Origin of the sequence: Streptomyces cavernae (assembly GCF_004023625.1) — a bacterium.
Lineage (GTDB): Bacteria > Actinomycetota > Actinomycetes > Streptomycetales > Streptomycetaceae > Streptomyces > Streptomyces cavernae.
The window spans coordinates 44,308-59,537 of sequence record NZ_RPDJ01000011.1 but is presented as its reverse complement, the minus strand read 5'-3'; the positions used below and the strand labels follow the sequence as shown (position 1 = coordinate 59,537).

The window sequence follows — 15,230 nt, the reverse complement described above, 5'->3', positions numbered from 1 at the left end:
CCGCCCCGCCCCGGGGTTGCCGGGGCGGGGCGCTGTCACTCCAACTGGTGTGGGTCACTTCGCGGTTGACGCTCGCCGTCGTTCCGAACGCTGCCCGCGTCGTTCCGGCCGTTGTTTCCGAACGCTGCCCGCGTCGTTCCGGCCGTTGTTTCCGGCCGCTGCCCGCGTCGTTCCGCTCCGGGGCGGTTGACGCTCAGCCCTTGAGGAAGTCCGCGCGGGCGAGGAGACCGGTGTCGGGGTGGTCGGTGAAGACTCCGTCGATCCCGGTCGCGAAGTACGTCCTGAAGGCGCCGAAGGCATCCCCGTACGCGTCCGCGTCCGTGCCCTTGCGGAAGTTCGCGGGCAGGAAGGGGTTCTCGTTGCGCATGGTGTACGGGTGCAGGATCAGGCCCTCCGCGTGCGCGTCCCTGACGAGGGTGGTGGGCGTGGTGAGGTTGCCGCTCGAGTCCCTCGGGATGATCAGGTCCAGGGTGGGGCCGATGCCCTGCGCGTACGTGGCGATCTCCTTCAGACCCGCCGGCTTGACGAGGTCGGCCACGGTGCGCGGGTCGCCCGCCTCGACGAAGTCCCAGGGGCGGGTGCTCGCACCGGACAGGAGCACCACCAGCGGGTTGCCGACCAGCTTGTCGAACCGCTGGATGCTGCTCGGCTCGAAGGACTGCAGGATGACGGGCGAGTTCTTCCTGTCCTTGCCGTACCTGCGCAGCAGCTTCGCGACCCGCTCCTCAAGACCGAGGCCCAGCTTGCGGAAGTAGGTGGGGTGCTTGGTCTCGGGGTAGATCCAGACCTGCTTGCCGCGCTTGCGGGTCTGCTCGTCCTGCCACTTCAGGACCTCTTCGAAGGTGGGGATCTCCCAGCGTCCGTTGTAGAGGGTGTTGTGCGGGCGGTTTGCCGGGATGCGCTCGACCGCGCGCAGGGTCTTCAGCTCGGCGAGCGTGAAGTCCTCGGTGAACCAGCCGGTGACGGAGACGCCGTCCAGGAGCTTGGTGGTCTTCCGGCTCGCGAACTCGGGGTGCGACGCGACGTCCGTCGTCCCGCCGATCTCGGGTTCGTGCCGGCAGACGATGTGGCCGTCCTTGGTCGGCACCAGGTCGCCGGCCTCGATCACGTCCGCGCCCATGTCAACGGCGAGTTGGTAGGAGCCGAGGGTGTGCTCCGGCCGGTAGCCGCTGGCGCCGCGGTGCGCGATGACGGTCGGCTTGGGCAGGCTCCGGTAGCCGCCGCCCTGCCGGGTGTCGGCTCCGGCGGTCCCGGGCAGCCCCACGACGGCTCCGCCCGCGCCGAGCACCGCGGCCCCGAGCAGCGCCCGACGGCCGGTCCCCCGTGACCTCGGTCGCGCCCCGTACGACTCCGAATCCTGCGACTCCGACCCCTGCGTCCCCATGAGCGCTCCTCCCGCCGAACACGGCCTGGACCTGTCAAGGCGGGACGATCCTAGGTGGGCGGGTGTGACCGGTGGGAGACCTGAGGCGGAACGGGAGGGTGACGCTTAATGGCTTGTGGGGGCATGGTTGCTGATGGGGCGTCAGTAACATGGGGGCAGACCACCCCACACACCGTCGGTCTTGTTCACATCGTCACGATGGGATGTCATCCGGGCAACGGGGAACCCCCCTAGGTAAACATCGGTCAATTGTGCGTATCCACTCGGTGAAGCCGATGTGCACCGCCACGATGGCCGCGAGTATCCTTCTCACCTGCACAGACTCATGCAGCACCCGTCGACATCCCCTTGACACCGGAGGGCCCGTTGTCCCGCTTCGTGCTCATCAAGGCAGTGCTCGGACCGATCATGCGCCTGATGTTCCGCCCACGGGTGGAAGGTGCGGAGCACATCCCCGGCGACGGCCCGGTGATCCTCGCCGGCAACCACCTCACGTTCATCGACTCGATCGTGCTGCCCCTGGTGACCAAACGCCAGGTGTTCTTCATCGGCAAGGACGAGTACGTCACCGGCAAGGGCCTGAAGGGACGCCTGATGGCGTGGTTCTTCACCGGCGTCGGCATGATCCCGGTCGACCGGGACGGCGCGAGCGGCGGGGTGGCGGCACTGATGACCGGCCGCCGGGTGCTGGAGGAGGGCAGGATCTTCGGCATCTACCCGGAGGGCACCCGCTCCCCCGACGGCCGCCTGTACCGGGGCCGCACCGGCATCGCCCGCCTCACCCTGATGACCGGCGCCCCGGTGGTCCCGTTCGCGATGATCGGCACGGACAAGCTGCAGCCGGGCGGCGCCGGTATCCCGCGCCCCGGCCGGGTCACGGTCCGCTTCGGGGAGGCGATGGAGTTCTCCCGGTACGAGGGAATGGACCGCGACCGCTATGTGCTGCGGGCCGTGACCGACTCGGTGATGACCGAGGTCATGCGGTTGTCCGGCCAGGAGTACGTCGACATGTACGCCACGAAGGCCAAGGCCGCCTGATTCCTCGGGCCGGCTTCACGTGCGGTCTCCGTCCGGGGCTCAACCGGCGGGCTGGAGCTGCGGCAGCGCCGCGTCGTCGGGTCCGTCGGTGGTGAAGGGCTTCGGGTCCTCGGCCGTGCTCTCACCCTCGGTGTTCAGCCGCAGGCCGCGCAGCAGGTACCAGGCTGCGACGGCGGCCAGCAGCAGCACCGCCGCGCCGGCGCCCGTCGCGAGCCGTAGCCCGTCCACGAAGGCCTCGCGCGCTGATTCCAGCAGTGCCTCGGCCGCGGGCGCGGGCAGCCCATCCGCGGCTTCCACTGCGCCGCCGAGCGACTCGTGGGCCGCGGCGGGCGTGCCGGCCGGCGCCTCGAAGCCCCGGTACACCCCCGTCATGACGGAACCGAGCAGCGCGATACCGAGGGCCGCACCGAGTTCATAGGCCGTCTCGGAGACCGCGGACGCGGCGCCCGCCTGCTCCTTGGGCACGCTCGAGAGGATCACGTCGGCGGTCACGGTGAACGAGAAGCCCGCGCCGGCGCCGACGACCAGCAGTACGGTGCCGAGCGTGGTGAAGCCGGTGTGCTGGCCGATCAGGGTGAGCGAGGCCAGGGCGAGGCCCACCGTGGCCAGTCCGCCCGCGACGACCGAGCGCACGGAGAACCGGCGGGCGGCCGCGCCCGCGACCAGTCCGGTGGCGACCGCGCCCACGGCTGCCGGCACCTCGCCCAGTCCCGCCTCGAACGGGCCCATGCCCTGGACGAGTTGCAGGTATTGCGAGAGGAAGAAGACCAGTCCCGACATGCCGAGGACGGTCAGCAGGTCCGCCAGGACCGCCCCGGAGAAGCCCCGGTTGTGGAACAGCCGCATGTCCAGCAGGGGCTTGGGCAGGGTGAGCTGGCGGCGTACGAAGCCGTACAGCGCCCCCGCCCCCAGCACGGCGGCGACGGCCGTGTCATCCGAAGGACCCTGCGCGGCCAGCTCCTTGATCGCGTACACGACACCGATCAGGCCGACGAGCGAGAGTCCGATGCTGGGCAGGTCCCACGGTCCGGGATCGGGGTTCCGGGATTCGGGCAGCACCTTGATGCCGACGACGACGAGCACGATCATCACGGGCAGGTTGGCGAGGAAGACCGAGCCCCACCAGAAGTGTTCGAGCAGGAAACCTCCCGCCATCGGGCCGATCGCGGTGCCTGCTGAGGCCATGGCTCCCCAGATGCCGATGGCGAGGCTGCGCTCCCGCGGGTCGTGGAAGATGTTGCGGATCAGGGCGAGGGTGGAGGGCATCAGGGTCGCGCCGGCGACGCCGAGCAGCGCCCGGGACAGGATCAGCAGTTCCGCGGAGGTCGCGTAGGCGCTGAGCACGGAGACCGCGCCGAACACGGTCGCGCCCACGAGCAGTAGCCGTTTGCGGCCTATGCGGTCACCGAGGCTGCCCATGGAGACGAGCAGTCCCGCGATGACGAACGAGTAGACGTCACCTATCCACAGCATCTGGGTGCCGGAGGGGTGCAGGTCCTCGCCGATGTAGGGGGTCGCGACACCGAGCACGGTGGCGTCGACGGCCACCAGCAGCACGGCGAGGACGAGGACGGCGAGGCCGAGCCAGCGGCTGCGGCTCCGGTCCACCTCCGCCACGGGCGCCGGCTGCACGATGATGGTCATGATTCCTCTCTTCTGAGTGCTCCGCCGAGCAGCAGCTCGACGATCATGTACGGGAACTCGCGGGCCGCGACCCGGCCTTCCTGCACGGCCCAGGCCGCCGAGGCGACCAGTCCGTACAGCGCTTCGGTGAGCCAGGCGGGAGTCAGGTCGATTCGTAGTTCGCCGTTCTCCTGACCGCGCCGGAACAGGGCGGCGATCCGCGCGTCCACCTTGGTCCAGCCCTCGTTCTGCCCCTCGCCCTCGAACAGCTGGCTTTCCGTGTAGAGGAAGGCGAGCAGTCCGGCGACCGGTTCGATCTCCACCACGATCCGGCGCAGGGCGCCCTGGACGGAGCCTTCTTCGAGCCGGGCCGCGTCGAGTGCCGCCTCGCACTCCGCGATGCAGAGCGACTCGAGCGCCCGCACCAGGGCGTCGCGCCCGGAGAACTGGCGGTGCAGCGTGGCCCGGCTGATCCCGGCCGCCTTGGCGACCTCGTCCATGGTGGCGGTGGATTTCCGGGCGAGGAGGGCGGCTGCGCTGCGGAGTACGTGGTCACGGTCGACGGCCATGACACAAAACTAGCGCATTTGATACATCAATGTCTCACCCTGGGTATACAAATAGCCAGAAATGTTCCAGAATTCTCCCTTTTGACGGGCTGATTGTTACCGTTCGTGTTCGATCAGTGCCAGGGGAGTTGTCCCCGACGCTCCCAGTACGCGGTCGGTTCCTCGGCCAGTCCGGCGAGGCGGGCGAGTTGCTCTTCGTCGAGGTCGACGACCGGTGCGTGGAGATTGGAGGCGAGCTGGGTGACGGTGGCGGCGCCGGACAGCACGACTCCCGCCCACGGCTGCCGCAGGACCAGCGCGAGCGCGACCGCGTCGGCACCGAGTCCCTCCGCCTCGGCGACGTCGCGTACGGCGGCCGGTGCGTTCTCGCCGGCCAGTCGGCCGTTGGCCATCCCCTCCTTGACGATCACCGTGAGCCCGGCGTCGTGCGCCTCGGCGAGCGCGGGTCCGGCGGAGGTCTCCAGCACGTTGTACGTCGACTGCACGGTGCGGAAGAGGGGCTCGCCGTCCACCGTCACGCCGAGCGCGGCGCGGATCGCCTCCGCCTGGGCGGGCCCGCTGGTGGAGAAGCCGATGGTGACACCCTGCGCGGCGGCCTCGGCCAGCCTGGCGTGGAGTTCCTTGTCGGTGAGGGCGGGGCTGTCCGGGGTCACCGAGTGGATCTGGTAGAGGTCGAGCCGGTCACCGAGCAGTTCGGCGGTCTCGGCGCGCTGCCGTTCGAAGGTGGCGAGGCTGTGATCCTTGATCTCGTGCGCCTCGGCGTCCGTACGCCAGGCGGCCGTGTAGGTGTACCCCCACTTGCTGCCGATGACCACGTCGGTGACGTCGGGCCGGGCGGTCAGCCAGCCGGCGAGGAACTCCTCGGAGCGGCCGTAGGAGCGGGCCGCGTCGAAGTAGCGCACGCCCTGTGCGTAGGCGGCGTCGAGGAGTTCGTGGGTGCGCTCACGCAGGGCCTCGACACTGCGGTCGGCCGGGAGGTCCCGCTCACGGCCGAGGTTGATGTAGCCGGGGCGGCCGACGGCGGCGAGGCCGAGGCCGATGTGGCAGGTGGGAGTCGTTGCTGAGGCGAGGCGGGCGAAAGGCATCGCGGCTCCACTCCGTTCGGTCGGCTCCTTGCGCTGCCGACCAACGTAACCCGCGGTGCGCCTGTGAGAGCCGATCCAGGCCCACCGGGCCGCGCACACCACGGCACGCACCGCGGCTCACCGGGCCAAACTGCCGCGTGCGCTCGCGGTCCGCCAATCCGCGCATGCCGCGTGGGTTCCGCGGTTCGCCGCGCCGCGTGGGTTCCGCGGTTCGCCGCGCCGCGTGGGTCCGCGTCCGCCGCGCCGCGCATGCCGCGTGGGTCCGCGGTTCGCCGCGTGCGTGCCCCGCCGGGCCTTCCGCGGTCCGCCGCGCGCGTGCCGGCCCACCGCGCCGCGGATACCGCGGCCCACCACGCCGCACGTGCCTTCCGCGCTCCGGCGCACGCGTGCCGGCCCACGCACCACACATACCGCGTGCGTTCCACGGTCCGCCGCGCGCGTGCCGGCCCACCGCGCCGCGGATACCGGGGCCCACCACGCCGCACGTGCCTTCCGCGCCCTCCGTCGCCCCCCGGAAGGCTCGCGTGGCCGCCCGCCCGCTCCCCCGGCTCCGCTGCTCTCCCTCTCTGCCCGCCTACTTCTTCTGCTTGGCGGTGGCCCATGTGTGCTGGGACGCCACGTCCGCCTTTACCTCGGCGAGCTGGACGGCGACCGCAGTGGGAGCGGTGCCTCCGCGGCCGTTGCGGGAGGCCAGGGCGCCGGGGACGTTCAGGACCGTGCGCACCTCGGGGGTGAGGTGGGCGGAGATCTTCGCGAACTGCTCGTCCGTGAGCTGGTCCAGCTCCTTGCCCTCGGCCTCGGCGGCCTTCACGCACTCGCCCGCGACCTCGTGCGCGACGCGGAACGGCACGCCCTGCTTGACCAGCCACTCGGCGATGTCGGTGGCGAGGGAGAACCCGGCCGGGGCCAGCTCTTCCATACGCTCGCGGTGGACGGTGAGCGTCGCCATCATGCCGGTGAAGGCCGGGAGCAGGACCTCCAGCTGGTCGATGGAGTCGAAGACCGGCTCCTTGTCCTCCTGGAGGTCGCGGTTGTAGGCGAGCGGCAGGGCCTTGAGGGTCGCCATCAGGCCGGTGAGGTTGCCGATGAGACGGCCCGACTTGCCGCGCGCCAGCTCCGCGATGTCCGGGTTCTTCTTCTGCGGCATGATCGACGAGCCGGTGGAGAAGGCGTCGTGGAGGGTGACGAAGGAGAACTCCTTCGTGTTCCAGATGATGACCTCCTCCGCGATCCGGGAGAGGTTGACACCGATCATCGCGGTGATGAAGGCGAACTCGGCGACGAAGTCGCGGGATGCCGTGCCGTCGATGGAGTTGGCGGAGCTGCCGTGCTCGAAGCCGAGGTCCTTGGCGACCGCCTCCGGGTCGAGGCCGAGGCTGCTGCCCGCGAGCGCGCCCGAGCCGTACGGCGACACGGCCGTCCGCTCGTCCCACTGGCGCAGGCGCTCGGCGTCCCGGGACAGGGACTGTACGTGTGCGAGGACGTGGTGGGCGAAGAGGACCGGCTGGGCGTGCTGGAGATGGGTGCGGCCGGGCATGGCCACGTCCGGGTGGGCCTCGGCCAGACCGATCAGCGCGTCCTGCAGCTCGGCGATCAGACCGCCGATGGTGCGGGCATGGTCGCGCAGGTACATCCGGAAGAGGGTGGCGACCTGGTCGTTGCGGGAGCGGCCGGCCCTGAGCTTGCCGCCGAGGTCGGGGCCGAGCCGCTCCAGGAGGCCGCGCTCGAGGGCCGTGTGGACGTCCTCGTCGGCGATCGTGCCCACGAAGGTGCCTTCGGCGACGTCCGCTTCGAGCCGGTCGAGTCCCTCGATCATGTGGGTCAGTTCGTCGTCCGTGAGCAGGCCCGCCTTGTGGAGCACACGAGCGTGGGCGCGGGATCCGGCGATGTCGTACGGCGCGAGCCGCCAGTCGAAGTGGACGGACGCGGACAGCTTCGCCAGGGCCTCGGCGGGGCCGTCGGCGAAACGGCCGCCCCAGAGACGGACGTCGCCGCTGTTGCTGCTCACTTGCGTTGCTCCTAGAAGAGGTGTCGATGTGCCACCGCCTCCTCACGGCAGGGTGAGGAGGCGGTTGTCAGGCTAGTGCTTGTGAGGTGCCCCCGTGCGGGGCTGTGGATTGCGCCCCGTGTCCGGCTGTGGACGACGCCGGGGACCGGGCGCGGTCCGCGTCAGGCTCCGCCTGCCAGATCACGCCGCGCGGCGATCTTCGACGACAGGCTGTAGATGTCGATGAAGCCCTTGGCCGCGGCCTGGTCGAAGGTGTCGCCGGTGTCGTACGTGGCGAGGTTGAAGTCGTAGAGCGACGTCTCGGACCGCCGGCCGGTGACGACCGCGCGACCACCGTGCAGGGTCATCCGGATGTCGCCGCTGACGTGCTGGTTGGCCTCGTTGATGAAGCCGTCCAGGGCGCGCTTCAGCGGGGAGAACCACTGGCCGTCGTAGACCAGTTCGCCCCAGCGCTGCTCGACCTGCCGCTTGTAGCGGGCGAGTTCGCGCTCGACGGTGACGTTCTCCAGCTCCTGATGGGCGGTGATCAGGGCGATGGCGCCCGGAGCCTCGTACACCTCACGGGACTTGATGCCGACCAGCCGGTCCTCGACCATGTCGATGCGGCCGATGCCCTGGGCTCCGGCGCGCTCATTGAGCTGCTGGATCGCCTGGAGGACGGTGACGGGCCTGCCGTCGAGGGCGACCGGGGCGCCTTCCTTGAAGGTGATGACCACCTCGTCGGCGTCGCGGGGGGTCGCCGGGTTCTGGGTGTACTCGTAGATGTCCTCGATCGGGGCGTTCCAGATGTCCTCGAGGAAGCCGGTCTCGACGGCGCGGCCGAAGACGTTCTGGTCGATGGAGTACGGGGACTTCTTGGTGGTCGCGATCGGGAGGTTCTTCTCCTCACAGAACGCGATGGCCTTGTCCCGGGTCATCGCGTAGTCGCGGACCGGGGCGATGCACTTGAGGTCGGGGGCGAGGGCGACGATGCCGGCCTCGAAGCGGACCTGGTCGTTGCCCTTGCCGGTGCAGCCGTGGGCGACCGTGCTCGCGCCGTGCTTCGCGGCGGCGGCGACGAGGTGCTTGACGATCGTGGGCCGGGAGAGCGCGGAGACGAGGGGGTAGCGGTCCATGTAGAGGGCGTTGGCCTTGATCGCCGGGAGGCAGTACTCCTCGGCGAACTCGTCCTTGGCGTCCGCGACCTCGGCCTCCACGGCGCCGCAGGCGAGCGCGCGCTTGCGGATGACGTCCAGGTCCTCGCCGCCCTGACCGACGTCGACCGCGACGGCGATGACCTCTGCGCCCGTCTCCTCGGCGATCCAGCCGATGGCGACGGAGGTGTCCAGGCCGCCCGAGTAGGCGAGTACGACGCGCTCGGTCACGGGTTTCTCCTCACGGTGCATTCGCTGATATGCATGAGTATGCAGCAGTCCGCATGATTCGTCAATGCGCGGTGGTAGGGCCCGGGCGGGTTTCCCGGCCTCAGCCGCCGTGCTGGGCGGCGGCGCCGGCCGGGGGGATCGGGCTCAGGGCCGCCGGACCGCGACGGAAGTCGGCCGTCGGCTCCGCCCGGACATACTTAAGTATTCGGTCGTCACGCGGAGTGCCCGCCCACGGGCGGGCCCCCGTAGATTGGCGGGACATGCGCCGCATCCACCGCGCCCGCCGGGACTGGGCCGCCGACATCGGACTGCTGCTCTTCGCCGCTTGCTTCGCCGTGGTCACGGCACAGTCCGTGCCGGTCCCGGAGGAGCAGGGGGCGGCGTGGCGGACCGTCGACCGGGCGGTCGGCGGGGTGGGGTGCGCGGCGCTGCTGCTGCGGCGGCGATGGCCGGTCCCCCTGGCGGTGGCGCTGTTGCTGGCGGCCACCGAGACGCACTACCTGGCCGGCCCGGCCATGGTGGCGGTGTTCACGGTCGCCGCCACCCGTCCGTGGCGCTCCACAGCATGGGTGGCGGCGCTGGCCTTCGCACCGCTGCCCGTCTTCCTGTGGCGGTTGCCGGAGCTGCCCGAGGACCGGGCGGGCTCGGCGCTGACCTATTTCGCGCTCATCGCCGGGGCCATCGGGTGGGGGCTGTTCAGGCGGTCCCGGCGGCAGTTGATCGCCTCACTGCGGGAACGCGCCGAACTGGCCGAGGCGGAAGCGGAGTTGAGGGCCGAGCGGGCCAGGCGAGAGGCGCGCGAGGAGATCGCCCGGGAGATGCACGACGTACTGGGGCATCGGCTGTCCCTTCTGACCGTGCACGCCGGGGCGCTGGAGTTCAACGCGCGGGCGCCCCGGGCGGAGATCGCACGGGTCGCCGGGGTCATCCGGGAGAGCGCCCATCGGGCGCTGCGGGATCTGCGCGACATCATCGGGGTGCTGCGGGCGGGCACGGCGGAGGGCGAGCGGCCGCATCCGGAACTGGCGGACCTGGCACGGCTGGTGGCGGAGGCACGGGCGGCGGGCGGCCCGATCGAGCTGACCGGGCCGCCGGACGGGCCGGCGCCGCCGCCCATGGTGGGGCGTACGGCCTACCGGATCGTTCAGGAGGCACTCATCAACGCGCGCAAGCACGCACCCGGCGCGGCGGTCGCCGTCCGGGTGACCGGGAGCCCCGCGGACGGACTGACGGTGGACGTCCACAGCGCACCGCCGCAGCAGCCGGCCCCGACTCCCGGTGTCGACCTGGCGAAGGGCGGCGGGCAGGGGCTGATCGGGCTGGCCGAACGGGCCCGGCTGGCGGGCGGCCGGCTGACGGCGGGTCCCGTGGCCGGTGGGTTCCAGGTGCGTGCCTGGCTGCCCTGGCCGGTGGCGGACACCGTGTCCGCCCCGGGTGGGGGTGAGGAACGACGGCCGGTGTGAAGCGGGACACCCACCGGAGCGCCCGGTGGGTGTCCGGTCACCGGCTGCCCGGGTGCACGGCAGAACCGTCCCGGCAATGCCGAAAGCACCCCAGGTCACGGCCCTTGAGCCGCGCGGAAACCAACTGCTCGGCATTCAAAGCAGATTCATCGGAAGCTCATTGAACATCTGCCCCTGCTTTCCCGTACCTCCCCCTGAACGCAGGCGCCGCGTTTGTAAACGAGGACACGAGGACCAGCCCGTACGGCCGATCGCCGGACGGTGCACCCCCCTGACACCCGAGTGAGGCATTTCATGTCCAGGGCTCTTCCGAAGTACCACAAGCGCCGCGTAGCGATCATCGGTGGCGCCGCCGCCGTGGTGTTGTCCGGAGCGGTGATCGCCGGCTCCGCATTGGCCGGGGAGACGTCCAAGACGAACAACCAGGCCACCACCAAGGCAGCCGCGACGGTGAACTGCCCGGACGTCGCCTCCAAGCTCCCGGCGATCCCCGCCTCCGCCAAGGCCGAGGTCGACCGCAACCTGGCACTGCTCAACACGCAGATCCAGGAGGCCAACAAGCGCATCGTCGACACGGTCGGCCAGGGCGGCCCCAACTTCGTCCAGAACGCGATCCTCGGCCCGCTCAAGGACAAGCGCGTCGCGACGGTCAACCGGATCGCCACGGCGATCGGCCGCACCGCCGCGAAGCCGCAGGGCCTCGATGCGCTGGCCCCCTGCGCGCTCAACCAGGGCGGTGCGGCGGCCGGTGGGGGCGCGGCGGCTCAGCCCAGCGCCCCGGCCGGCGCGTCGCAGCCCGCGGGCAACGCCGGTGGCGGGAACGCCGGTGGCGCGGGTAACGCGGGTGCCGGTGGCGGCAACGCGGGCGGGGGCGGCAACACCGGCGCCGCGGGCACGGTGAACTGCCCGGACGTCGCCTCCAAGCTCCCGGCGATCCCCGCCTCCGCCAAGGCCGAGGTCGACCGCAACCTGGCACTGCTCAACACGCAGATCCAGGAGGCCAACAACCGGATCGCCAACACGGTCGGCCAGGGCGGCCCCAACTTCGTCCAGAACGCGATCCTCGGCCCGCTGGCCGACAAGCGGAAGTCCACCATCGACCGCATCGCGATCTCCATCGGCCGCACCGCCGCGAAGCCGCAGGGCCTGGACTCCCTCGCCACCTGCACGCTGAACAAGTGATCCGCCTCATCTAGGTCCAGTCCGCACAACCACCGTGGCCGCTCCGGGCCCCAACCGGAGCGGCCACGGGGCCGTTTCCGGGGCCGCTTCCGGAGCCGTACGACGCCGCCGGGCCCACTCCTCACCGGGTCGGCCGCTCCCCTCTCCCGGCCAACCCCTCCCGGCACGAATTCGTTAGACGAACAAAAGGCCTTTCCCCGTCGCCGTCGGCCAGCGATAATCGCCAGACGTGGGCAAAACTTACGAGCGCATAGACGGCAGGCTCCGCACGTTCATCGAGCAGCAGCCCCTCTTCTTCACCGCGACCGCTCCCCTCTCCACCGACGGCACCGTCAACCTCTCGCCGAAGGGTCTGGCCGGCTCCTTCGCCGTGATCGACGAACTGACCGTGGCCTACCTCGACTTCGCCGGCAGCAACGCCGAGACCATCGCGCACCTCCGGGAGAACGGCCGTATCACGCTGATGTGGTGCGCCTTCCAGGGCCCGCCCAACATCGTCCGGGTGCACGGGCGCGGCGAACCGGTCTTCCGGGACGATCCGCGGTTCGCGCAACTGCTCGGCCACTTCCCCGACATCGACCCCACGCCACATGGTCTGCGCGCGGTCATCGTCGTCACCGCCGAACTCATCCGCGACTCGTGCGGCTACGCGGTGCCCCTCATGACCTACGACGACGACCGCGATCTGCACGGCAAACGTTTCGCCCGTGAGGACGACACCTCACTGAGTGAGTACTTCGCGAAGAAGGACCACATCGCCACCAGTCTGGACGGGCTGCCGGGGCTGCCGTTGCCACTGCCGCCGAGCTCCGCCTGAGGGTCCTCACCGGGCACCGGCGGGGGCTCCGTCGCCGTTGACACGAGTGAGGGTTACCGCCAGTCACTCCAGTGCGCAGGGGACTCCGCCTGCCTTTGAACACACGGGTGTTCCGCCACGTACTCCAAGGTCGAGGGGCCACCGGCCTCGCCCCCCGTCCACCATGGAGGACCACGGAGGAACCGTGTCCACGATCGCCAGCGGTCGCGCAGCGCGGCGCCAGACAATGCGCCGCATCCGCCCCCGCCGCAACCCCGCCGTCCCGATTCTGCTCGTTGTGGCAGCCGGCGCGGCCGGTGTCCTGTGGATGTGGTGGGACAACACGGCGAACATCGCCGGCACCGAGGCCCAGGTGCTCAACGCGGGCCGGATCACCGGCATTCTCGCCGGTTACCTCATCGCCCTCGTGGTGATCCTGATGGCCCGTGTGCCGGCGCTGGAGCGCCGGGTGGGCTCCGACCGGATCGCCCGGTGGCACGCGATGAGCGGCCGGTACACCATCTGTCTGCTCACCGCCCACGTGGTACTGACGATGTACGCCTACGCGATGCAGGCGAACACCGGCTTTCTCGCCCAGACCATCGACTCGGTGAACACCCTGCCGGACCTCGGCAAGGCCACCATCGGTACCGGTCTGCTGATCCTCATCGGTTTCCTGTCGATGGGCTTCATCCGGCGCCGTATCGGCTACGACACCTGGTACCACATCCACCTGCTGACCTACGCGGGCGTGTTCCTGACGTTCTGGCACCAGCTGTCCCTCGGCACCGAGTACGCCGAGGGCTCCGTCGGACGCACCGTCTGGTACGGGCTCTACGGGGCGGCGACGGTGCTGGTGGTCTGGTACCGGGTGATGATGCCGATCCGGCTCAACCTGCGGCACAAGATGCGGGTCGAGGCGGTCGTGGAGGAGTCGCCGGGTGTGGTGTCGGTGCTGATCACCGGCAAGCGGCTGCACCGGATGGGCGCGGAGGCCGGGCAGTTCTTCCGCTGGCGGTTCCTCGCCCCGGGCATGCGCTTCAGCTCGCACCCGTACTCGCTGTCGGCGGCGCCCCGGCCCGGGCTGCTGCGCATCACCGTCAAGGCGAACGGCGACCACTCCTCCGCGCTGCGCCATCTGGAGCCCGGTACCAGGGTGTGGGCCGAGGGCCCGTACGGGGCGATGACCGCGAGCCGGCGCAGCCGGGGCAAGGTGCTGCTCGTGGCGGGCGGTGTCGGGATCACCCCGATGCGGGCCCTGTTCGAGACGCTGCCCGGCGCGCCCGGTGACATCACCCTCCTGTACCGCGCCAACAGCACCCAGGATCTTGCCCTGTGGGACGAGTTGTCCGTGATCGCCGAGGAGCGCGGCGCACGGCTGATGTACGCGGTCAACAGCCCCGACGGGGAGCGCCCCGACATCTCCGCGGAGACGCTCGGGCGGCGCATCCCCGACATCGACCGGCACGACGTCTTCATGTGCGGTCCCGCCGGCTTCGCCGAAAGCACCTACGACGCACTGCGCGGCGCCGGCGTCCCGGCCCGCCGTATCCACCACGAGTCGTTCGAGTTCTGAGCGGCAACAGCAGGAGCGATTACTTCATGAAGAAGCACCCCTTCCGACGCGCGATACTGGCCACGGTGGCGACCGTCTCCGGCGTGGTGCTGCTGCTGTCACTCAAGCCGGGCGACGACGGGTCGTCATCCGTCCAGGCGCAGGGCCCGGGCGCCGGCGCGGGCGCCGCGGCACAGGGTGGGACGGGCGGCACCGGGACGTTCACCGGTGAGGCGGTCACCACCCAGTACGGGCCGGTCCAGGTCCAGATCACCGTCAGCGGCGGGAAGATCACCGAGGCCAAGACCGTCCAGGCGCCCAAGGGCGGACGCAGCGACCAGATCACCGCCGACGCCGTACCCAAGCTCAACCAGCTGGCGGTGGCCGCGAACAGCGCGGACATCGACGCGGTCTCCGGCGCCACCTACACCAGCGCGGGTTACGAGAAGTCGCTGCAGTCGGCCCTGGACCAGGCGAACGCCGCGGGCGGCGGCCAAGCCGGGGGCGGCGCCGCGGCAGCGGGGACCTTCACCGGCACCGCGGCCAACACCCAGTACGGCGCGGTGCAGGTCCAGATCACCGTGGGCGGCGGCAAGGTCACCGAGGCCAAGACCGTCCAGGCGCCCAAGGGCGGACGCAGCGACCAGATCACCGCCAACGCCGTACCCAAGCTCAACCAGGCCGCAGTCGCGGCGGGCAGCGCCGACATCGACGCGGTCTCCGGCGCCACCTACACCAGCGCCGGGTACAAGCAGTCCCTCCAGTCGGCCCTGGACCAGGCGAACGCCGCGGGCGGCGGCCAAGCCGCGGCCGGCGACTCCTCCGGAAACGCCGCCGGAAACGGCAGCGGCGGCGGCACCGGGAACGCGGAGGCCGTGGCGAAGACCGTCACCGGCACCGCGGTCAACACCCAATACGGCGCCGTGCAGGTCCAGATCACCGTGGGCGGCGGCAAGGTCACCGAGGCCAAGACCGTCCAGGCACCCAAGGGCGGACGCAGCGACCAGATCACCGCCAACGCCGTACCCAAGCTCAACCAGGCCGCCGTCGCGGCGGGCAGCGCCGACATCGACGCGGTCTCCGGCGCCACCTACACCAGCGCCGGGTACAAGCAGTCCCTCCAGTCGGCCCTGGACGAAGCCGGTGTCTGAGCCCGCCGAACC

General features: G+C 70.8%; 12 protein-coding genes. 6 read left to right on the top strand and 6 right to left on the bottom strand.

Going from position 1 to position 15,230, the window contains the following annotated elements:
- Positions 1-193: 193 nt before the first annotated feature.
- Positions 194-1,384 carry a glycerophosphodiester phosphodiesterase gene (locus EF387_RS22125; RefSeq protein ID WP_128378342.1) on the bottom strand — a complete coding sequence of 397 codons (1,191 nt, stop codon included), beginning with the start codon at positions 1,382-1,384 and terminating at the stop codon, positions 194-196.
- A gap of 366 nt (positions 1,385-1,750) precedes the next feature.
- On the opposite strand from EF387_RS22125, the gene EF387_RS22120 reads away from it, so the two are divergent.
- Positions 1,751-2,422, top strand: a complete 672-nt coding sequence (locus tag EF387_RS22120; RefSeq protein ID WP_128378341.1) for a lysophospholipid acyltransferase family protein — start codon at positions 1,751-1,753, stop codon at positions 2,420-2,422.
- Positions 2,423-2,461: 39 nt separating this feature from the next.
- Here EF387_RS22120 and EF387_RS22115 read toward each other — a convergent pair whose 3' ends face one another.
- From EF387_RS22115 to EF387_RS22095, 5 genes are all read right to left on the bottom strand, one after another.
- The gene (locus tag EF387_RS22115; protein WP_128378340.1) at positions 2,462-4,066 is read right to left on the bottom strand and encodes an MFS transporter; all 1,605 of its coding nucleotides are present in this window, start codon (positions 4,064-4,066) and stop codon (positions 2,462-2,464) included.
- Positions 4,063-4,614, bottom strand: a complete 552-nt coding sequence (locus EF387_RS22110) for a TetR/AcrR family transcriptional regulator (RefSeq protein WP_128378339.1) — start codon at positions 4,612-4,614, stop codon at positions 4,063-4,065. Before EF387_RS22110 ends, EF387_RS22115 begins: the two co-directional genes overlap by 4 nt.
- Before the next feature lie 113 nt (positions 4,615-4,727).
- Positions 4,728-5,699 carry an aldo/keto reductase gene (locus tag EF387_RS22105; RefSeq protein WP_128378338.1) on the bottom strand — a complete coding sequence of 324 codons (972 nt, stop codon included), beginning with the start codon at positions 5,697-5,699 and terminating at the stop codon, positions 4,728-4,730.
- Positions 5,700-6,273: 574 nt separating this feature from the next.
- Positions 6,274-7,707 (bottom strand): argininosuccinate lyase, encoded by a 1,434-nt coding sequence (argH, locus tag EF387_RS22100; protein ID WP_128378337.1) that lies wholly within the window; start codon positions 7,705-7,707, stop codon positions 6,274-6,276.
- Between the two features lie 161 nt (positions 7,708-7,868).
- Positions 7,869-9,071 (bottom strand): argininosuccinate synthase, encoded by a 1,203-nt coding sequence (locus EF387_RS22095; RefSeq protein ID WP_128378336.1) that lies wholly within the window; start codon positions 9,069-9,071, stop codon positions 7,869-7,871.
- A gap of 260 nt (positions 9,072-9,331) precedes the next feature.
- Here EF387_RS22095 and EF387_RS22090 point away from each other — a divergent pair, with 260 nt between their 5' ends.
- The 5 genes from EF387_RS22090 to EF387_RS22070 all read left to right on the top strand — a co-directional run bounded on the left by EF387_RS22090 (position 9,332) and on the right by EF387_RS22070 (position 15,218).
- Positions 9,332-10,534 carry a sensor histidine kinase gene (locus EF387_RS22090; RefSeq protein ID WP_128378335.1) on the top strand — a complete coding sequence of 401 codons (1,203 nt, stop codon included), beginning with the start codon at positions 9,332-9,334 and terminating at the stop codon, positions 10,532-10,534.
- Positions 10,535-10,828: 294 nt separating this feature from the next.
- Entirely contained in the window at positions 10,829-11,716 is an 888-nt protein-coding gene (locus tag EF387_RS22085) for a hypothetical protein (RefSeq protein ID WP_128378334.1), read from the top strand.
- Between the two features lie 229 nt (positions 11,717-11,945).
- The gene (locus EF387_RS22080) at positions 11,946-12,533 is read left to right on the top strand and encodes a pyridoxamine 5'-phosphate oxidase family protein (RefSeq protein ID WP_128378333.1); all 588 of its coding nucleotides are present in this window, start codon (positions 11,946-11,948) and stop codon (positions 12,531-12,533) included.
- Positions 12,534-12,759: 226 nt separating this feature from the next.
- Positions 12,760-14,088: a ferredoxin reductase family protein gene (locus tag EF387_RS22075; RefSeq protein WP_128378573.1), complete on the top strand. Its 1,329-nt coding sequence runs from the start codon at positions 12,760-12,762 to the stop codon at positions 14,086-14,088.
- 26 nt (positions 14,089-14,114) lie between these two features.
- Positions 14,115-15,218, top strand: a complete 1,104-nt coding sequence (locus EF387_RS22070) for an FMN-binding protein (RefSeq protein ID WP_128378332.1) — start codon at positions 14,115-14,117, stop codon at positions 15,216-15,218.
- Positions 15,219-15,230 lie beyond the last annotated feature (12 nt).